We start from the raw sequence: 17,796 nt of genomic DNA, 5'->3' as shown, positions 1-17,796 counted from the left end.
ACCTACTCCACAGCAAGTGGAATGGCTGTCGCGTAACTCAATGTTCATTTGCCTGGACCCTTGCACCTGGCAGGGGAACGAATATGACGATCATTCACTTCCGGCATCTGCCATCAATCCGGAAAAGCTGGACACGAATCAATGGTGCGAAGTCGCGAAGAGTTGGGGAGCAAGCCAGTTGCTGTTTGTCGCCAAGCACACTGGCGGCTTCTGTTGGTGGCAGACGGAGACCTCGACCTATGGCATCAAAGAGAGTGCCTACAAAGGAGGCCAGGGAGATGTTCTTGCGGAACTGGTAGAATCCGCCAGGGCTCACGGTTTGAAGATGGCGATTTATGTCTCTCCCATCGATGACCAGTGGCGAGCAGGTCCCGGGGGAAGAACAGCCAATCCGGATGATCAGTCGAAGTACAATGAAGTCTATCGACAACAAATGGTCGAAGTACTGTCCAAATACGGCCCGATGGTCGAAGTCTGGTTTGATGGCAGCCTGATTATTCCAGTGCAGGATATTGTCGAAAAATATGCCCCGACAGCCATGCAGTTCCAGGGACCGCATGCAACGATTCGCTGGTCCGGGAACGAGAATGGAATCGCCCCCGACCCGACATGGCAAACCGTGAGAAAGTCCGACGCCCAGTCAGGCATCGCCACCGCAGCACACAGCGATCCGAATGGAGAGGTCTGGCTGCCGTTCGAAATCAATACCACGCTTCTGGACCATAAATGGTTCTGGGCACCGAACACCGATTCGATGATGAAGAGTGTTCCCCGACTCATCGAAACCTATTACACCTCCGTCGGCAGGGGATGCCCATTGCTGCTGAATTCAACTCCAGACACGTCTGGACTGATCCCGGATTCCCACGTGACCCGCTACAAGGAATTCGCTGCTGAAGTCCAACGGCGTTTCGGGCATTCCGTCGCCGAGTCAACAGGGGGAAGCGGAATAGAATTCATTTTGAGACTTCCACAGGCAGCCTCGATCAATCACATCATTCTCGCAGAAGATATTCGTGAAGGGCAACGAATTCGAGAATACGTTGTGGAGGGGATGCAGGGAAATGAATGGGTGACACTGGTCCCGAACGGATTATCGGTGGGATATCAAAGAATCGATCGCTTCCCGTCTCAGAAAGTCGCCGCATTGCGTTTACGCGTGACCAAATCTGCAGGCGAGCCAATCCTGACCCGGATCGCAGCATATGCCGTCGAGGGGATTGAAGATGAGTTGATCGACATCCAGGAGTCGGACAACCCCATCGAACATGATTGGGTCGAGGTGATTACCTGGACACCCGATCTGCTCGAACAAAATCAGGGCATCTTTGATATTTCCAAGCACATCAGAAAGCCTGGCGAGTTTCGTATGACAATCACTGACGCTGAGGGAAATTTCGTTGAAATGGAAAACGTCGAGTTGATCATTCGAGACCGCCTCGCCAAGGACCGGGTGCGGAAAAACAGCCAGGAAGATTCCGAGTACCTGCTTTATCGAATGGAGCAGGTGACCAAAGAGACGCCGACCCGGTTAAAACTTACTCCGCGAGACAAGGAAGTGAATGGCACCGTTCGCTTGAAACTGGCGAAATAATCCGGAATTGCAGCCCCGGATCTCATCGCCAGTACAGCACTCTATTGAAATTAAGCTAATTTCATCCAGCGACTGATGGTGGCGTTGAGATTTCGGTGGCGGAAGTGTTTGTAGCTGTGGGAGCCATCGTGGACGGCTTTGGAGGCGACAGAGCAAGATCAACGTGATCAGGCAGGTCCAGAGCTGCAGACAGACGCCCCAAAGTGCAAGAATGACACCATTCCATCCTTCCGGCCTCTCAGATTTCAGAGGCCGAACACCTTGAACATCAAGAGCCCCTGGTTTCTCGCTGCTGTCGCAAGCTGCGTGGCCTGTCTGATCGTTTCGTGTTTATGACATCCTACTTCGGCTGACATCTAAACAGGCCCCCACCTGACCGGAGTGGTTGTTAAGCGGCTTGGCGAATGAGTGTCGCATGTCCAGATAGTAGTTGTTGTGCACTTCGAACCATTCATGCGCCTGATCAATCAGTTCCTCCAGTGTCTGGCATTTGTGGTTTCTCGTGATCGTTTCGTGCAGGTGCCACCAGACTCGTTCAATGGGATTCGTTTGCGGGGCGTACTTGGACAGGAAGTGGATTTCAATCCGATGTCTCCAGCGTGCCAGCTATTCCTGCACTGCCTTCGCGTCGTGAAATTTGGCGTTGTCGCAGATGACATGAATCTTCCGGCGGCCCCTGAGCCGGAGACGCAGGTTGTCCAGACGGGCCAGAAAGTGAACCGTGCTTCACCGCCAGTGGGGACGACTCACCAGCAGCGTCCCGGTGCCCCAGACCAGCGAGGCTGCCACATGGCGCTTCCGGTTGTTTCCTGGCGTGACCACTTCGGCTTGCCCACCTTTCTTCATCCACACGCTGCTGATCTTGGGGTTCAGATTCAGGTCGACTTCGTCCTCGAAGACAGCCACTTCGCTGTGAGGAAGATTCTCCAGCAATTGCTGTATTCGCTGGAATTTCTGGGTGTGTTCGGGATCAACGGGCCCCGCGACAGGTCGAGGGCGACGCCAGACCAGCCCCAACCGATGCAGTCCCCGGCGGATCGATTCTCCGCTCAGACGCAGTCCGGTGTCAAACGCCAGCAGGTGGGTCAGCGTCTCGCGGAACTAGCGGTAACGGGAATATCCAAAATCCCGGGGAGTACTGCGACACCCACCGCAGACCCGTCATCATTACGCCGCAACGGGACGCTGCGAAGCGGGTTGTTCCAGAACCGCAGCGACTCTTTTTTGAGTGAACAATTTCAGCGTGGTGGAAATCAGGTCGAAGCTGCAGAAGAGCACAGCTTTGATCTGCTGCCAGGTCAGGCCATGAGCTAGCAACAAGACATTATGCGCTCGTCGAGCGACGGAAAGGTCGGCTCCCGAGCGATAGGTCTGCAAAAGCATCTTACGTTCCTGAGCTGTGAGGTGGATACTGCCATCCATGGCTTGGCTCCTCGGAAAGGGTTGTGTGAGAACTTCCCAAACCGTAGACCAAGCCTGTTTTTGTTCCTACTCCAGTTGAAATTTCCTCTCCGGAAATGATGTGGAGCTATTTCGCTGAATTCCGAACCACCGATAGGCGCTATGTTTTTGGACTGATGCCTTCAATAGAATTTCAGTGCTTCGTTCGACAGCTAAATTCAGCCCGAAAACGTGGCATATAAGATGATTCCTCTGGTGTAACTCTGCCGGCATGGCGTTCTTCCGAGCTGACGGCTTCATCGTCGCTGCTGACGGTGGAATCACCCCGTCTCTTCCCCCATTCCCGAACCGCCCTGCGGGGCCAAGGAGGTTTCTTTGCTGACGTCACGGCATCTGGCTGTCATTCGTGCAGCGCTGATGTTCTTTGATGAGGAGATGAGCCCGCATGGGGCGAACGTTTCCGAGCCTTATTTTGATGAGCTGCTCGATCCTCCACTGGCAGTCGATGAGACACGAGAACTGCGGGATCTTGTGAGCCACTGCGAACTGATGTACGCCTGCTGCGACCGAGCACCGGGTCTCTTGCTTCATCCAGAACTCTTCAGTTCTCTGGATGAGGCTGAACTGAGTGCGATGGAGCCGGGCCAGTGCGTAGTCAGCGTGCTCTTTTTTCCGTCGGCCGCGTGAGCTCGACTCACAGCCCTCGCAGTAGTTCGGCCAGCGAGATTCCCAGGGTCTGGGCGATCACATCAATATTTCGCAGGGCCAGGTTCCGTTCTCCCCGCTCGATCCCGCCGATGTACGTGCGGTCCAGCCCGCAGGCAGCCGCAAACCCTTCCTGCGAATATCCCTGCTCACTCCGCAGCGTCCGCACGCGCTCTCCGAATCGCTCCAGAATGTCCGGTTTCTTGGCCATGCCGACATTGAACCGCCGACGGGCAGGACAACTCCACGGACGATGAGTATCATTGCAATGATGACTTTGAGTATTTTGGCATTCGAACAACTTCTGGAATCAGCGTTCGATTCCGGATCCCTCACCACTCTGAAAGGGCCTTGATGATCAGAATCTCACTCACATGCTTACTCCTGGTGGCCGCAGTGTTTCTGGCCTCCGGCTGCGGACCGGCTCCTGAACCCGTCTGGTCCTACGATTCGCAGAGCTTCTTCTACGCCCGCACGGATGGAGCGGTGCTGCAGTACGACCTGCGGCAGCAAACGACACGCACACTCCTTCCCGCCAGTTCTGTCCGTCCCCAGAACGTCGGCCTGAGCCCGCATGGGTTGCAACTGGCAATTCCCGAAGGCGCTTCAGGATCCAAATCTCATGCGGCTGCCCTGAACCTGTATTCTCTGCTGGAGCAGAAGACCGTGACACGGTTGCTGGATGTCTGGGGAGACAACGATAATCCTCGCCAGATCGGCCCCTCCTGCTGTTACTGGTGTCCCTCGGGAAAGAGGATCCTGATCGGCTATGCGGGGACTCCCCCATCCACTCCGGACAAGAACTCCGCAGCTTTCGTAGGACATTTCGTCGTTTATGATCTCGCCGAGGAGACCCTCACCGAGCTCACGACGGCTCCTCCCGCTTTGGTGCTGGCCCAGGCGCTGCATGTCTCTCCGCTGTGTCCCGATGGTTCCGGCTATCTGGCCATGAAGCTGGCTCCCGAAGGCCCCCGATTCTTCTATACGAGCTGGGACGGCTGGGAACAGCCATTGCAGATGACCTCCGCGGTCCAGGCGGCCATCGGAGCGTGGGGAACTCGTCGAATCAGCGAAACGGAGCGTTTAGCATTGACGTATCCCCTGCCGCAGGGAACCTGGCAGGGCCGGAAGCTGCTCTGTCCCACCCGGAAAGGGATGGTTTGTTTTGACCCGGACAGGAAGGAAGTCCGGTTTGATCCGCTGCCGGATGACCTGCAATCCGAGTTTGCGGAAATCGATGCGGCGGATGCCGAGGATGCCCCCTGGAAGACCCTGCAGGTTGTCCGTTTTCGCTCCGGTCCCTACGCGGTCCATGCCCGCGGAGCCTTTGGCGAGGAGGGGTTTCCGGTAGAGATCGAATTGGTGGACACACGGAGCGGACGTCGCCGCCAGCTGCGGTCCGGATCGATCGGCATCAACTTGACCGTACCGCATCTGTTTCTGTCTCCGGACGGGAACCATGTGCTGGTGCGGCTGCAGGATGAAGAGCGGATCGGGCTGCATGTCGTCGCCAACAATGGCCAGGTGATCGCTGACCTTGATGGCGGTGCTGTGGAAGGGGAGAACCCATAATGTTCGAGCGCCTCACTGACATCGTTATCGCCCTGATCGTCATCCTGGGACTGGGGATGTTCACGTCCCGGTTGTACAGGGAGTGGCAGGACAGTCAGCGGCCCCGTGTGGTGCCCGACATTTCAGGCATCGTCGAGCAATCGCTCTTTGGTCAGCCCACACTGGTGATTGTCATTTCGCACCAGTACGTCGGCAACCTCAAGAACGGGATCGTGTTGATCACTGCCAAAGGGGATCTCATTGCAGATCCCTCAGGTGAAGATCAATTCAAACATAGCTTTGAGGTCTGGGAACCGAACCAGGAAAATGCCCTCATGGCACGGTTTCCGTTGAAGCGATTCGATCCCGAGCAGGAGATCCCGGTCACGTTCTGTCTGGCGGGGAAGTCCTTTCAGACGTATTTCCATGGGGATGCCTGGCTGGGCGAGACCTGGAAATCAAACCAGGTTCCGCCTGCAGAAGTGGCTCACTGATCTGATGCTTTAAAAAGTGAGCCTCGCATCTCGCGGGGCGGTGGTGTTTTGGACACGACCGCTCCGCGTGGGGGTGGTCGTTTTTCTTTGTCTTGGAAGGAACAGACGATGACCCAATGTGATTTGAATACCGCTGTGGCACAGGCCACGGGAGAAGAACTGCGCGAGATCCGCCGCCGGGGGTTCTCGGTGGTCGACCTGAGCGAAACGCGGTTCGACCCGGAACCGGACATTCTCACTCCGCAAATGGTGGACTGGGATGACCTCGACCTGCGACGCAATGTCCCGGTCGTGCAGCAGACTCGCCGGTCTCTGCCAAGGACTGCCTGAGCTGCGGAACCGGCGTGCTGATCAGAACCGGCGAGACCGTGCGGAACGGTTTCTGTATCGCTACCTGGGGTTCTGGATGGTGATCTGCCTGGCCCTGGCTGTTCTGGTCGATGCCTGGGTCCTCATCGCCTGGCCGCTCCTGGCCTGGTCTCTGCTGAGCTTTGTGCAGGCTCTTTGTTCAAACCCAAGTGATGATTCCCGCGGTCCGCGCTGAGCGATGAGTTGTTGCAGCCGGACGCGTGTCCGGCTGCCTGTTTGTGATGCCGCATTCCAACCCTATCGAACCTTTATGAAGGAGATCACTGCCACGTCGCCTCAAACCAAGTTTCGATCCGGGCAGACGGTCATCACCGTCACTGCTCGTGAGCAGCTTTCCGAGAACGATGTCCGTACGGCCCTGAAGAGGCACCTGTCCGGCGACTGGGGAGACTGCGATCCCGAGGATGCCGCAGCCAACGAGCAGGCGCTGCTTGATGGCGATCGCCTGCTCTCAGTCTACCACGCCGCCGATGGAACGAAGCTGTGGATCATCACCGAAGCGGACCGCTCAGCGACGACCGTCCTGTTGCCGGAAGAATATTGAATTAGGAGTTAGGGGATAGGAATTAGGAGATAGCAGATAGGGAAAAGCCACAGATGCGTCTTTCCTAATTCCTAAATCCTAACTCCTGCCCACTACCCACTACCCACTACCCACTGCCCACTACCCACTACCCAAACCGAAAGCCCCCATGAGAATCCTCTACATCAACAACGACGGCAGCGGCTTTGCCGACCACATTGAGATTGCCGAAGGGACGACCGTCCACATGCTGTTTACCGATCGCATCAAGCAAGGCCGACCGCAGGACTACCTGATCCGCGTCAATCGCCAGCCGACCAGTGCGGACTACACGCTGCAGCCTTGCGACCGCGTCTCGATCACACCGACCAAGATCGAAGGAGCGTAGCCCTGCGGGCAGAGGGGAGGGGACAGGGGACAGAGGCCAGCAAATCTGGCCGCTGTCCCTTTGTCGTTCCTGCCCCCTGACCTCAAGGAGTCCTCCATGAGAGCCCGCCTACGGCTCAATTGTCTGTCTCTGCTGGGAACATTGCTCCTTGCGGGCGGTCTGGGAATCGTCACCGGTTCCTGGGACGTGTTCCTGATCTCGGCCGCGATCCTGATCGCGATCTTCATCCACGATGGTGACATCCGCCCGGGCCCGCAGTTCCCCCGCCACTTTCGCTGAGCGGCCGCGTGGGAGGGATCAGGGGGCGGAGGCCAGAGGTCAGCCAATCCGGCCTCTGTCCCATTTTCTCCCCTAACCCCTAACTCCTAACCCCTAACTCCTAACCCCTAACTCCTAACCCCTAAAGGCCCCCCATGAACCGAACCGACCGGCTGCTGCTCCGCGCTGCCGGGCGCATGCACGAGGATTATTTCACCCGGAAGACTGACGATTCGGTCCCCGAACCACCGGAGGCGTGCTGGCAACTGGTGCAGCAGGCCGATCGCCAGCGGCGACTCTGCCGGAACCATCACCTGCCGAACGCCGGCAGGCAGGCTGAAGAACGGTATCTGCGGCAGCTGGACCGGCTCGGCTCCCGGTGCCGGGATCTGGTGGCGGTGGCCCTCGCGCAGGCTCCACCCGCGGAACCTCCCTCCCTCCGCAGCCTCTACGAAGACCTGCTGGCACTCCGGGCCGAGTTTGAGGAGGTGGGGGTGGATCTACAAAAACGCCATCTGACCGTGCGGACGGAGCCCATCATCCTGGAAGGGGTGGACCTGGGAGCCTTCGAAATCCGCCTGGATTACGTCTCCCTCGGAGATCACTCTCCCTACAGAGTCGTCGCCCTCGATCCGCATCCCGCCGGCAGCGATCGTGAGACGACGCATCCCCATGTCCACGCCAGCCAGCTCTGCGAAGGGGAGGCCAAGCTCCCGATTCGCAGCGCGCTACAGCAAGGCCGGATCTTCGATCTGTTTCTGCTGATCCGCAGCGTCCTGCAGACCTACAACTCCGGCAGCGCCTATGTCTCTCTGGCGGACTGGGAGGGGATGAGCTGTGCGGACTGTGGGGGGACAACCTCTCCCGAAGACACCTCCAGTTGCAACGGGTGTCAGTGTGAACTCTGTGAAGACTGTGTCCGCAGCTGCAGCAGCTGTTCGGAATCCCTCTGCCCCAACTGTGAGCATTGCTGCACCGGCTGCGACGAATCGAACTGCTCTGGTTGCCTGAGTGATTGTGCGGACTGCCAAGACTCCTTCTGCCAGAGCTGCCTGGAAGACAACCTCTGTCCCAGCTGCCTGGAAGCTCAACAAGAAAGTGAACCCGATGAAGACGATCCCGAAGACCCGACCGATCCTGAGACGACAGATCCGCCGTCCGCGGCAGAGGAAGTTCCGCAAACCGACCCTCAAGTTCAGCCCGACCGCCTGGTCGAAGCTCTTGTACCTGCGTGATGCCGGACCATCAGAAGTGGGAGCATTCGGGATCTCCGATCCCGATGATGTGCTCTGTGTGCGGGAGATTCAGCTGGTCCGGCAAGTGTGTACCGAAGTCACCGTGAAGTTCGATGACCTCTCGGTCGCCGAGTACTTTGAGAACCAGGTCGACCAGGGAAGAACTCCCGAGCAGTGTGGAAGGATCTGGATCCACACCCATCCGGGCAGTTGTCCACAGCCCAGCAGCGTGGATGTGGAGACGTTCCAGAGATGCTTTGGACGCTGCGACTGGGCCGTGATGTTCATTCTGGCCCGGAATGACAGCACGTACGCCCAGCTCCACTGGCGTCAGGGAAACGCCCAGCTGCCGATGCGGGTTGAGATCGATTATTCACAGCCGTTTGACGCCAGCGCGTTCACGGACTGGGAGGAAGAGTACCTCAACAATGTCCTGATCCCGGAACCGTTTCAAGGAGATCGGGTTCACGACGGGAGATACGAGGACCACCACGTCCTCGCCGACTGGCCCGAGCTGGAAGCCGCCTGGGGGTTCGCAGCACCAGCAGCACGGGGTCTGCATGAAACCTCACTCGACACTCCACTCTCAACACTCAACGAGTCCCTGCAGGAGGTGCCTTGATGGTCCACGACCGATTCGAGCGACAACAGGACCTGATTCCCCAGCACAAGCTGGCGGAACTGACAGTGACCGTGATCGGGGTGGGCGCGATCGGGCGGCAGGTGGCGATCCAGCTGGCCGCGATCGGCGTTCGCAGAATCCAGCTGATTGACTTCGATGTGGTCGAGCCTTCGAACATCACCACTCAGGGTTACCATCACGCCGACCTGGGGCAGGCCAAGGTCGACGCCACCGCCAGCCTGCTGCGGCAGATTGATCCGCAGCTGAAGATCGAGACGATTCCCGATCGGTTCCGGTCGCGTATGGAAATCGGCCAAGCGGTATTCAGCTGCCTCGACTCGATCACCGCGCGAGCTGCGATCTGGCGGTCCCTGAAAGACCGCTGCCAGTTCTGGTGCGACGGTCGGATGCTCGGTGAAGTCATGCGGATCCTCACCGCCACCGACCAACCCTCCAGCGACCACTACACCACAACCCTGTTTGCCCAGTCCGAAGCCCAATCCGGCGCCTGCACCAGCAAGTCCACGATCTACAGCGCATCCATCGCGGCAGGCCTGATGCTCCACCAGTTCACCCGCTGGCTGCGGGGAGTGCCTGTTGAAAGGGATCAGTCGCTAAATCTGCTGAGCTCGGAACTGTTCTCCGGAGCAGAATGAGTTGCGGCTGAAACGAGGCAGCGGACCTGGAAGCTTTGCTTTTCTAGTATCACTTGCCATCATCTTCGGAACATGGGAATGAGCTGATGACAGCGACTGTCAACAGTGCGTCAAAAGCAGAATCGAATATTCCGATTAAGGATGGAACGATGACGCACGACCGGCCTTCCGAAGAACATCCTGACGAACATCCTTTCGCCTTGCTGCCGCGCCCTTACGGCCAATTGCGTTCGTTACCGACTCGGTACCGCTGGGAGGTGACCCGTCGCCATCCGATTTATCTTTCCTTCTGGACTTCCGTGGCGAAATTTTACGAGAACGCTCCGTTGACCCAACCCGGAGAAGCAGAACTCCGTCAAGCGGCGGTCGTTCTCCTGGGTTCGATCGGCGTGAGCGGCCCGCCGACTGATCCCAGCATCGAGTTTGATGACATTCCCGGCAGTGGTACCGCTGAGAGCTTACTCGCTGGCTCGGTCCATCCCGTGACGAACCGTGGGCTGGTGGGATTGCTAATCGGGGCCTTGCCGAAGGAGACACTGACTCAGTTGGGCTGCCTGTTGTTGAACCGCTTTGCTCCCGGAGGAAATGAAGACGATCAGAAGGGCGAGGCACTGCTTCAATTGACCCTGCGGACCGATCCTGGTCTGGATGGCTACGTAGATGAACCCATTCTCTCCGTTTCACCTTCGGCTTCTCAACGGGTCATTGAACGGGATCTCGAGATCGCGATGTCGCAGTGGCGTGAGACTCAGGAGACACTATGCCAACGGGAGCGGATCGACCAGTATCCAGGATATTTGGAAGTCTGGGATCTGCGCGAAGGCTGGAGAAACGGCTCTTACGACAATTCACGGGAATTGACCTTACGTGAGGTTGCCCAACAATTGCAGCTTCCGCTCAGCACGGTGAATAACCGTTATCGCCGAGCATTCGAATTGATTACAGGTCACCGTTACACACCAGCGATCTGGCTGCGTGTATTCGCCATCGTCAAGCTGCTGGAAAATGTCGTCGAAGTCATTGGGAACGTGGCACGTCACCGTCCGCATCGGACTGGCGGTCCCCGCCACATTCCCGATTCTGCGATCTCCACCCCAGACAGGGAAGGAACGTACGTAGAATCCAATGCTTTGGCTCCTGCCTCGGGGAGAATGCAGGATTTGCTCATCGATCTGCAGGAATTCATTTCTCAAGGACTGACCAACACTGAGATCCTCGACCGATTTCAGATTGGCCCCGAACATGAACCTGCGATTGAAACTCTTCGGCAGCGGCTGGGAGAAAATCCGACGTTCGACGACTGACAATCGGGCTTCGAAAAATAGCGAGTGCACTATTTGGCAACCGGGAACAAGTGGGAACAATCACTTGCTCTAATCGGTTTCTGTTATGTCTAAATTCAATGTAACTCGCAGCCAAGACTATCTTTCCGTCACAGAGTTCTCTGTCGCTTCCACGCTGTCTGAAAGTACCATCCGCCGCCGGATCAAGGACGGCACTTTTCAGGTCTGGCAGCCGGGCGGGCCGGGGACACGGGTCCTGCTCTCGGCGAGTCTGCTGGAGCAGGCTGCCGAAGTTTCCCCGAAACCGGCCCGTTCTCCCGTGCAAGTGAGCAAGCCAGCTTCCTCTCCCCATCTCCCGGGACCGCGTCTCCGCTGGAAGAAACGCTGAACGGGTCCTTCAGAAGTCGTTTCGTCCCGAAGTTCATCCTCTTGCATAGAAAGGAAATCCTCGTGCCCAAACCTCGCACAAAAGAAGAAATCCGCTGCCGGTATTACCGCTGGCTGCTGGGCATCCGCGATGGAGTCTATTTGGCGGACGGTCGAGGGAACGAACCGTCGCTGGGACGCCGGTCGCTGGGAACCCGGGATCGCGCGGAAGCCCTGCGGGACCTCGACGATCTGGATTTGAACCTCGCTGTCCAACATGGACTGGCCGATCGGCGTCTGCTCCAGACCGAAGAGGCGCAACTGGTGACATTGGCAGATGGCCGCAAGCTCTATGAAGAATACGTCCGCCGTCCATTGATCTCCGGCGGCCCCCGTCCCTCTACCGCCAAACGCTATCGGCCAGTCTTCGACAAGTTTCTACCTTTTGCCCAGCAGCAAGGGCTGAAATACTGGAACCAAGTTAACCGCCAGATTTTCGACGCCTATGCCGCCTGGTTGGATGGCGAGGGATACGCTTATGCAACCGAATACCTCGAATTGAATACGCTCAAGCAGGTCCTCAAGTACCTCATCGAATACGACCATCTTCCCGCCAACGTGGCATTCAAATACGCGATGAAGAAAGCCGACGGAACGGATACCTACTGCTGGCGAAAGGAAGAAGTTCAGGCGATCATCAAACACTGCCAGACAGAAGAACTCCGTTGGCTCCGAGATGTCGTGATCGGACTGGCCGGAACCGGCCTGCGGATCTCGGAACTGGCCTCCCTCCGCTGGTCGGACATGGATCTCGACAAGGGCATGGTTACGCTCACGGATGAAACCGCACACAAGAGCCGCAGCACCCGTGAAAAACGAACGACTAAATCGGGCTACAGCCGCTCGTTCCCGATCCAGAATGAACTGCGGACCGTCTTGGAAAACCTCACCCATCATCCAGACGGAAAGGTGTTCCATGGGCCGCTGGGTGGAAAGATCAAAGCGGACACGGTCCGACGGATCCTGATCCGCGATGTTCTGACGCCTCTTGCATCCCAATTCCCGTCACAGGGAGACGGACCTGGGTTCCTCGATGGACGCCTGCACTCATTCCGACACTACTTTTGTTCCAACTGCGCGAACGTGGGCGTCAAGGAGCGGGTACTGATGAGCTGGCTTGGGCACCGCAACAGCAAGATGGTCCACCGCTACTATCATCTGCACGATGACGAATCTCGTCGTCAAATGGAACAAGTGCGCCTATACTGAAAGCAATAAATCCGGAGCCAGCGTGGTTCCGGGACAGTTTTTGAAGAGGTTTTTGAAAAAAGGAGACAGCCCGTCCCACGTCCGATGAGAACCAAGCGACCCGCTCAGGACTACTCCATTGATCCTCACTCATCCCTGATTGGCACAGTTTCGGCACAGTCGACTGTGCCAATCAGAACTCCCCACTGCAAGTCATTGATTTCAATGAACTTGCAACGAGGAGTTCAAGAAAAGCGGAGAGAGGGGGATTCGAACCCCCGGTGGTATCTCTACCACACAGCATTTCCAGTGCTGCACAATCGGCCGCTCTGCCATCTCTCCGAATTCTCGCCTTCCCGCGATACCAACCGCCTGTCGTCAAAACCCGACTGATTCAGAAGGGTTCGAGCCAGAGGACGTCTATAGAGCAGGATTCTACGGCTCGCCTGTTGACGGAAATGCATCTCCGAGACTGTCGACCGCATCACCAGCAACTCGCGGCGTCTGCTGCGGCGGGTGAGAGCAAAGTCTAATGAATTGGTGAGTTCTGGCAAGCCAGATCGCAGAACTTGAAGAACGATTGTCTCGAACCGCAAAACTTGCCCGCACTCGTCCCCCTGAACCATAGTCACAGACAGATGAACGACGATGCACCTGACGAGAGCAACTTCGGCGGCCTGGTGGTCCAGTTTAGATGCGGGCAGACTCTACTACTTGGCATCGAATAAGTTGCTAGGTTTTGGGGAGACTCATTGTGTTGAACTCATTTCGAGCAAGGAGGCTCTCTCATGGCCCGATCGACGCCCACTCCCCGCAACGGAAGCAGGCTGAGTATGACGGAGATCGAACTGGGAGTGATCAGCCACCAATGTCTGAATTGCCGAATCCCGACCGTGACCGAATTGCAATCCGAAATGACAGCCTGGCAAGCGGAGCAAAACGTGACCGCCAGCAACGTCCGCTGGCAATTCACCACCTCCCGACGCAAACTCCACCGACTCTACCCGCAACTTTAGAGCGAATGTCACGAAAGTGTGGCGTTCCGGCGGCGAACAACACAGGTTTCGAGCAATGAATTACCCAGAATCGCCGCCACACTCCCCTGAGGCAGGGCCAGGCGGGTTGAGATTGTAGGATGAGTGGGCTGCCAAACACTTCGTGGTCGCTTCGAGAAACAGTTGGACCGCGGCAGAGTTGGAAGACACTTCCCGGCACGCGTGATCCTTCGTCATCATCTATAAGGAAAGCCTTCCCGAGACTTGGAGTGTTGCAGCATCCCGGCAGCCTGTTTCACTCTGGGGCGACCTGGATCCCATAAAAGCTCGAAATCCAGGCTGGCAATTGAATCTGACCGTTGTTTTGTAGCCCTCGCTGGTTTGCGTCGTTCTACGATTGCGTCGCTGAGCGAAATCAGTATTATTCGCCTTCACGAAATCCACAGCACCCCTAGCTCAATTGGATAGAGCATCGGTCTACGGAACCGAAGGTTTCAGGTTCGAACCCTGAGGGGTGCATTTTTATAAGTCGTGCCGAGCATTTGAGTTAAGCACCTGTCCCTGATCGGACAGCGCGGCCGTAAGACCCTGTGAAAGTAGTACCGGTACTATTTTTCACGAGCTACGGAGCCGCAGATGCCTCAGAATCGTTCTCAGCCAAAGTATCGCCATTATCGCCCCAAGAATCTGGGCGTCGTCCGCATCGACGGGCAGGACCATTACCTTGGTTCCTACAACTCTCCCGAAAGCCTGGAGAAGTATCACCGGCTCATCGCTGCCTGGATCCACGACCGCCGAACTGGCCTGCCGCATACTTCTGCGGCTGCATCCCGGAGTTCACCAGTCCCGTCCCCGACGATCAACCAGATGCTGCTGGCTTATCGCGAATTCGCGCGGGGGTATTACTCCAAAGGGGGGCAGCCCACCAAGGAGTTCACCGAAATGAAACACGCAGCCCGGCCGCTCCGCAAACTGTTCGGATCGGCCCTGGCGGCGGAGTTCGGTCCCATTGCCTTGAAAGCTGTTCGCACCCATATGATCGATGCGGAACGCCTCTCGCGGGGAGTGATCAATAACCGTCTGAACCGACTCAAACGGATTTTCAAATGGGCGGTGTCAGAACAGCTGATTCCGCCTTCTGTCTATGAAGGGTTGCGGGCGGTCGATGGACTGCGCTATGGTCGCAGCGATGCCCGGGAGACAGATCCTGTGAAACCTGTCCCTTGGGAATGGGTGGCTCCAGTCCTGCCTGGCCTGACGTCGGTGGTCTCTGCCATGGTCCAGCTGCAGTGGCTGACCGGGATGCGTCCCTGCGAGGTAGTCATTATGCGCTCCTGTGACATCGACCGGACCCGCGAAATCTGGATCTATTCCCCGTCTGAGCACAAGAATCAGTGGCGGGGCCATACCCGAACCGTGGCCCTGGGCCCCAAGGCCCAGGCGTTGCTGGCCCCCTTTCTCGCCCGTCCCGAAGAGGAGTTTCTGTTCAGCCCCCGGGATTCGGAAGCGGAGCGGAATCGCCAACGCCGGGTATTGCGGCAGACGCCCCTGCCTTCCACCCTCAAGTCCCCTGTACCATTCAGTTCCTCCTCGACGAGGGCGAAGCGGGAGCGATATGACACGGATTCCTATCGCCGCGCGATCAAGTATGCGATCCTGAAAGTGAACCGGTCGCGGGCTGCCGAGGAGCCGATTCCCGACTGGTGTCCCCTGCAGGTCAGGCATAGTCGAGCCACCGAAATTCGCAAGCAGTTTGGCCTGGAAGCAGCCCAGGTGACGCTCGGTCACACGCGAGCCGATGTCACCCAGGTCTATGCGGAACGAAACCTCACGGAGGCGATCCGGATTGCCCAGCAAATCGGTTGACCGCATCCGCAGCTTCGAGCCTCACGAGGACGGGATGCTTCACTTGTTCAGGAACCCATTCTGTGAATACCGACCTCTCCCTCCAACTGGCTCTCCGGAGTTTTCAGATTGCCAGCCACCTGTGCCACTTTCGCAGTCTGCTCGAAGCGGCCTGGTGTGGACTCTGGGAGGATGAATTCCATGAGCCTCCCCCGCTGCAACGAGCGCGGGCGGAATCCGCCCGCGTCATCAGCTGGCTCCAGGAAATGAGCCAGCGGTGTAAAAACCCAGAACTCTCCTCCCAATGCCTGAGGCTGATCCAGGCCCAGGAGGAATGTCTGGAGAACTATTTGAATCGTTGGGGGAGTTCCGACCGCGCCGCTTTTCTGGAGCGGTACCGGGACCTCGAACTGGACAACGATTTTGATTTGAACCGCGCGCTGGTGCAGATGTCGCCGCTGTTCGGTGAATCCTCCCGAGAGTACGAGAACGCCATCGAGGATTTCTCGTCCAGGCTTCCCGCTGTTCAGCAGGCTGCATTTCACATCGGGGTGCTCCTGTCGCAGGAGATGTTCGACACGTTCTCCGGAGGAGGATCCTCGCTCCGGGATCCCGTGAATTCCGTGGCGTACTTTCAGGTCGAGTTCCACCGAAGACTCGCGGAATCGATACGGGTGCTCTACGAGGAGTTTCCGTATCTGGGGCATCTCGACACTGATTTCTCAACCTATTATCCGACCTGGGACCTGGCCAAAGTCCACGACGTTCATGGCCGGCTGGAACAACTGCTCCGCACTCCGGAGTACACACCGTCTTCGAAGAGCTATCTCGGGACGTTTCTGATTCCGGATCAAAAGCGGGTTGTCCGGGAGAACCGGCAGGTCCATCTGCCCGGACACATCGAGTGGGAGATTTTCGGGTTGCTTCACCGGAATCGGCAGACGTACACGCATCGGGACGCCCTGGAGCAGATCTGGTCGGAGGCTGCAGTTCCCGATCCTGGGGATCAGCGCAGTGAACAGAACAAGCTGGAGAGTGCCCTGTCGACGCTGAGGGGTAAAGTCAAAACGCTGGGGCTAGCGATCCGGAATGTCCGCGAAAGAGGCTGGAGACTGGAGGAAATCAAGCCCTCCTGAGACCGGTCGACTCTTGATCGGATGAACAAGGGGCCAGCCTGCGTGGTGATGGGACCCAACGGTAGAACTGCCCCGGGCAGTTTCGTTCAGCAGTGATCTTGAGGACACCCCTCACCATCCCTCGGCGTCCAGTTTCCGCGCCGCCTGAGCTTCGCCGACAGCGTGGGTGGATCGCACAGGACTGGCTGCATTCTCTTCCAGCTCTTCAAAAAATCGCTGCAGTGCCTCGAGCGACGTGAACTTCGCCCCGCCGATGGTGATTGTTTCCAGCCTTCGCCCCCGGAGCCCCCGGTCCGCCCAGCGGTAGAGCGTGGAGACGGCGATCCGCTTCCCTCGCCGCCGGGTGGGCAGCTGTTTGGCAGCGTCGGTCATCGAGAGTACGTTTTCAGTCTTGAGATCAATCATGCCTGGTGACTTCTTAAATCGGGGCCAACTCATTCGTGACCGCCGAAGTTTCAGACATGAACCTGAGAACGTTGCTGGGATGAGCTGAGATCTTACAGGAATGTTCAGTCGCAATGAACGAAAGGAATCCCGCTCGCATCTCGATTGAAGTTGTTAGTTTCATGAACTTCAGGGACGATATCAACGAAGAACGTCGCATCGGATTGCGACAGTATAAATATGCTATATAGGACAGTGCTCTGAACGTTCTCTGACAAAAGGCATGCGATAGGCTGACCACTATGAGATTTCGTGCCAAACCAGAAAAATCTGAGGTTCCATATCAGACGCAAATTCGGCAAAAAAGTCCTTGACCCGCCAGCGCTTCTGGGGAGAATGTTGGCCTGACATCCGAGTAGTCACCTTTAAGAAAAGGGGGTATATGGCACAGATCGAAAAGTGAAGCGGACGATGCCCGCTGGCCCGATTGATGGCATTGCATTCCGCTCGAGAATTCGCTTCGGAGAGAAGAGTCAAGATCTCATGGGACTCCCTCAGCGCAAGACAATTCTGGTTTGATAGTACGGATTGGCCGTATGGGGATCAAACCGCTGTGACTCAGCAGACAGTCTGAGAATGCAACATTCGCCTGTATGAGCGAATGAATTGCACGAGTACTTCAAAACACCCTCTGTGATGGTGTGTCGCGTGTGCCTGGTGTGCACAGCGTTCCCGAGAAGCGG

General features: G+C 57.3%; 23 protein-coding genes and 2 tRNA genes. 19 read left to right on the top strand and 6 right to left on the bottom strand.

Annotated features, from left to right (window positions below):
• Positions 1-40 precede the first annotated feature (40 nt).
• Positions 41-1,594 (top strand): alpha-L-fucosidase, encoded by a 1,554-nt coding sequence (locus tag SH661x_RS14555; RefSeq protein ID WP_437222719.1) that lies wholly within the window; start codon positions 41-43, stop codon positions 1,592-1,594.
• A gap of 330 nt (positions 1,595-1,924) precedes the next feature.
• Here SH661x_RS14555 and SH661x_RS14550 read toward each other — a convergent pair whose 3' ends face one another.
• The 3 genes from SH661x_RS14550 to SH661x_RS14540 all read right to left on the bottom strand — a co-directional run bounded on the left by SH661x_RS14550 (position 1,925) and on the right by SH661x_RS14540 (position 3,016).
• Positions 1,925-2,200: a transposase gene (locus SH661x_RS14550; protein ID WP_437231208.1), complete on the bottom strand. Its 276-nt coding sequence runs from the start codon at positions 2,198-2,200 to the stop codon at positions 1,925-1,927.
• Between the two features lie 120 nt (positions 2,201-2,320).
• Positions 2,321-2,683 carry a winged helix-turn-helix domain-containing protein gene (locus tag SH661x_RS14545; RefSeq protein WP_437231207.1) on the bottom strand — a complete coding sequence of 121 codons (363 nt, stop codon included), beginning with the start codon at positions 2,681-2,683 and terminating at the stop codon, positions 2,321-2,323.
• Positions 2,684-2,761: 78 nt separating this feature from the next.
• Positions 2,762-3,016 (bottom strand): hypothetical protein, encoded by a 255-nt coding sequence (locus SH661x_RS14540; protein WP_437222716.1) that lies wholly within the window; start codon positions 3,014-3,016, stop codon positions 2,762-2,764.
• A 354-nt stretch (positions 3,017-3,370) separates the two neighbouring features.
• Here SH661x_RS14540 and SH661x_RS14535 point away from each other — a divergent pair, with 354 nt between their 5' ends.
• Complete coding sequence (locus SH661x_RS14535) at positions 3,371-3,682, top strand: hypothetical protein (RefSeq protein ID WP_437222714.1); 312 nt, start codon at positions 3,371-3,373, stop codon at positions 3,680-3,682.
• A gap of 7 nt (positions 3,683-3,689) precedes the next feature.
• Here the strand turns inward: SH661x_RS14535 and SH661x_RS14530 are convergent, their stop codons facing one another.
• A complete protein-coding gene (locus tag SH661x_RS14530) occupies positions 3,690-3,911 on the bottom strand; it encodes a helix-turn-helix domain-containing protein (protein WP_437222711.1) in 222 nt (73 codons plus the stop codon).
• 143 nt (positions 3,912-4,054) lie between these two features.
• On the opposite strand from SH661x_RS14530, the gene SH661x_RS14525 reads away from it, so the two are divergent.
• From SH661x_RS14525 to SH661x_RS14465, 13 genes are all read left to right on the top strand, one after another.
• Positions 4,055-5,272, top strand: a complete 1,218-nt coding sequence (locus SH661x_RS14525; protein ID WP_437222708.1) for a hypothetical protein — start codon at positions 4,055-4,057, stop codon at positions 5,270-5,272.
• Positions 5,272-5,745, top strand: a complete 474-nt coding sequence (locus SH661x_RS14520; protein ID WP_437222705.1) for a hypothetical protein — start codon at positions 5,272-5,274, stop codon at positions 5,743-5,745. Before SH661x_RS14525 ends, SH661x_RS14520 begins: the two co-directional genes overlap by 1 nt.
• Before the next feature lie 108 nt (positions 5,746-5,853).
• Positions 5,854-6,075: a hypothetical protein gene (locus SH661x_RS14515; RefSeq protein WP_437222702.1), complete on the top strand. Its 222-nt coding sequence runs from the start codon at positions 5,854-5,856 to the stop codon at positions 6,073-6,075.
• A complete protein-coding gene (locus SH661x_RS14510) occupies positions 6,026-6,289 on the top strand; it encodes a hypothetical protein (protein ID WP_437222699.1) in 264 nt (87 codons plus the stop codon). Before SH661x_RS14515 ends, SH661x_RS14510 begins: the two co-directional genes overlap by 50 nt.
• 75 nt (positions 6,290-6,364) lie before the next feature.
• Positions 6,365-6,658, top strand: a complete 294-nt coding sequence (locus SH661x_RS14505; RefSeq protein WP_437222698.1) for a hypothetical protein — start codon at positions 6,365-6,367, stop codon at positions 6,656-6,658.
• Positions 6,659-6,806: 148 nt separating this feature from the next.
• On the top strand, positions 6,807-7,025 hold the full coding sequence (locus SH661x_RS14500) for a MoaD/ThiS family protein (protein ID WP_437222695.1): 219 nt from the start codon (positions 6,807-6,809) through the stop codon (positions 7,023-7,025).
• Positions 7,026-7,121: 96 nt separating this feature from the next.
• Complete coding sequence (locus tag SH661x_RS14495) at positions 7,122-7,304, top strand: hypothetical protein (RefSeq protein WP_437222692.1); 183 nt, start codon at positions 7,122-7,124, stop codon at positions 7,302-7,304.
• Positions 7,305-7,438: 134 nt separating this feature from the next.
• Positions 7,439-8,518 (top strand): hypothetical protein, encoded by a 1,080-nt coding sequence (locus SH661x_RS14490; RefSeq protein ID WP_437222690.1) that lies wholly within the window; start codon positions 7,439-7,441, stop codon positions 8,516-8,518.
• On the top strand, positions 8,505-9,140 hold the full coding sequence (locus SH661x_RS14485; RefSeq protein WP_437222687.1) for a hypothetical protein: 636 nt from the start codon (positions 8,505-8,507) through the stop codon (positions 9,138-9,140). Before SH661x_RS14490 ends, SH661x_RS14485 begins: the two co-directional genes overlap by 14 nt.
• Positions 9,140-9,796, top strand: coding sequence for a HesA/MoeB/ThiF family protein (locus SH661x_RS14480; protein ID WP_437222684.1), 657 nt, complete (start codon positions 9,140-9,142; stop codon positions 9,794-9,796). The genes SH661x_RS14485 and SH661x_RS14480 overlap by 1 nt, the downstream gene beginning before the upstream one ends.
• A gap of 86 nt (positions 9,797-9,882) precedes the next feature.
• Positions 9,883-11,100 (top strand): hypothetical protein, encoded by a 1,218-nt coding sequence (locus SH661x_RS14475; RefSeq protein WP_437222682.1) that lies wholly within the window; start codon positions 9,883-9,885, stop codon positions 11,098-11,100.
• Between the two features lie 85 nt (positions 11,101-11,185).
• Positions 11,186-11,467, top strand: coding sequence for a hypothetical protein (locus SH661x_RS14470; protein ID WP_437222680.1), 282 nt, complete (start codon positions 11,186-11,188; stop codon positions 11,465-11,467).
• Between the two features lie 62 nt (positions 11,468-11,529).
• Entirely contained in the window at positions 11,530-12,714 is a 1,185-nt protein-coding gene (locus tag SH661x_RS14465; RefSeq protein WP_437222677.1) for a tyrosine-type recombinase/integrase, read from the top strand.
• A gap of 234 nt (positions 12,715-12,948) precedes the next feature.
• Here SH661x_RS14465 and SH661x_RS14460 read toward each other — a convergent pair.
• A tRNA-Ser gene (locus tag SH661x_RS14460) sits at positions 12,949-13,035 on the bottom strand.
• Positions 13,036-13,481: 446 nt separating this feature from the next.
• Between SH661x_RS14460 and SH661x_RS14455 the strand changes: the two genes are divergently transcribed.
• The 4 genes from SH661x_RS14455 to SH661x_RS14440 all read left to right on the top strand — a co-directional run bounded on the left by SH661x_RS14455 (position 13,482) and on the right by SH661x_RS14440 (position 16,669).
• Complete coding sequence (locus SH661x_RS14455; RefSeq protein WP_437222675.1) at positions 13,482-13,709, top strand: hypothetical protein; 228 nt, start codon at positions 13,482-13,484, stop codon at positions 13,707-13,709.
• 424 nt (positions 13,710-14,133) lie between these two features.
• Positions 14,134-14,207, top strand: a tRNA-Arg gene (locus tag SH661x_RS14450).
• Between the two features lie 117 nt (positions 14,208-14,324).
• Positions 14,325-15,554, top strand: coding sequence for a tyrosine-type recombinase/integrase (locus SH661x_RS14445; protein ID WP_437222673.1), 1,230 nt, complete (start codon positions 14,325-14,327; stop codon positions 15,552-15,554).
• 62 nt (positions 15,555-15,616) lie between these two features.
• Positions 15,617-16,669, top strand: coding sequence for a hypothetical protein (locus tag SH661x_RS14440; RefSeq protein ID WP_437222670.1), 1,053 nt, complete (start codon positions 15,617-15,619; stop codon positions 16,667-16,669).
• 111 nt (positions 16,670-16,780) lie between these two features.
• On the opposite strand, the gene SH661x_RS14435 is transcribed toward SH661x_RS14440, so the two are convergent.
• A complete protein-coding gene (locus SH661x_RS14435) occupies positions 16,781-17,074 on the bottom strand; it encodes a DUF1580 domain-containing protein (RefSeq protein ID WP_437222668.1) in 294 nt (97 codons plus the stop codon).
• Between the last annotated feature and the right edge of the window lie 722 nt (positions 17,075-17,796).

This window comes from Planctomicrobium stercoris (assembly GCF_051465655.1).
Lineage (GTDB): Bacteria > Planctomycetota > Planctomycetia > Planctomycetales > Planctomycetaceae > Planctomicrobium.
The sequence above is the reverse complement of the archived record's forward strand: the minus strand, read 5'-3'. Positions and strand labels throughout refer to the sequence as shown.

Excerpts from the sequence above, each read along its gene's own strand:
- SH661x_RS14500 (WP_437222695.1), top strand. The coding sequence starts at position 6,807 with ATGAGAATCCTCTACATCAACAACGACGGCAGCGGCTTTGCCGACCAC.
- SH661x_RS14490 (WP_437222690.1), top strand. The coding sequence starts at position 7,439 with ATGAACCGAACCGACCGGCTGCTGCTCCGCGCTGCCGGGCGCATGCAC.
- SH661x_RS14530 (WP_437222711.1), bottom strand. The coding sequence starts at position 3,911 with ATGGCCAAGAAACCGGACATTCTGGAGCGATTCGGAGAGCGCGTGCGG.
- SH661x_RS14495 (WP_437222692.1), top strand. The coding sequence starts at position 7,122 with ATGAGAGCCCGCCTACGGCTCAATTGTCTGTCTCTGCTGGGAACATTG.
- SH661x_RS14455 (WP_437222675.1), top strand. The coding sequence starts at position 13,482 with ATGGCCCGATCGACGCCCACTCCCCGCAACGGAAGCAGGCTGAGTATG.
- SH661x_RS14445 (WP_437222673.1), top strand. The coding sequence starts at position 14,325 with ATGCCTCAGAATCGTTCTCAGCCAAAGTATCGCCATTATCGCCCCAAG.
- SH661x_RS14515 (WP_437222702.1), top strand. The coding sequence starts at position 5,854 with ATGACCCAATGTGATTTGAATACCGCTGTGGCACAGGCCACGGGAGAA.
- SH661x_RS14475 (WP_437222682.1), top strand. The coding sequence starts at position 9,883 with ATGACAGCGACTGTCAACAGTGCGTCAAAAGCAGAATCGAATATTCCG.
- SH661x_RS14555 (WP_437222719.1), top strand. The coding sequence starts at position 41 with ATGTTCATTTGCCTGGACCCTTGCACCTGGCAGGGGAACGAATATGAC.
- SH661x_RS14510 (WP_437222699.1), top strand. The coding sequence starts at position 6,026 with ATGTCCCGGTCGTGCAGCAGACTCGCCGGTCTCTGCCAAGGACTGCCT.
- SH661x_RS14540 (WP_437222716.1), bottom strand. The coding sequence starts at position 3,016 with ATGGATGGCAGTATCCACCTCACAGCTCAGGAACGTAAGATGCTTTTG.
- SH661x_RS14470 (WP_437222680.1), top strand. The coding sequence starts at position 11,186 with ATGTCTAAATTCAATGTAACTCGCAGCCAAGACTATCTTTCCGTCACA.
- SH661x_RS14480 (WP_437222684.1), top strand. The coding sequence starts at position 9,140 with ATGGTCCACGACCGATTCGAGCGACAACAGGACCTGATTCCCCAGCAC.
- SH661x_RS14525 (WP_437222708.1), top strand. The coding sequence starts at position 4,055 with ATGATCAGAATCTCACTCACATGCTTACTCCTGGTGGCCGCAGTGTTT.
- SH661x_RS14435 (WP_437222668.1), bottom strand. The coding sequence starts at position 17,074 with ATGATTGATCTCAAGACTGAAAACGTACTCTCGATGACCGACGCTGCC.
- SH661x_RS14520 (WP_437222705.1), top strand. The coding sequence starts at position 5,272 with ATGTTCGAGCGCCTCACTGACATCGTTATCGCCCTGATCGTCATCCTG.
- SH661x_RS14505 (WP_437222698.1), top strand. The coding sequence starts at position 6,365 with ATGAAGGAGATCACTGCCACGTCGCCTCAAACCAAGTTTCGATCCGGG.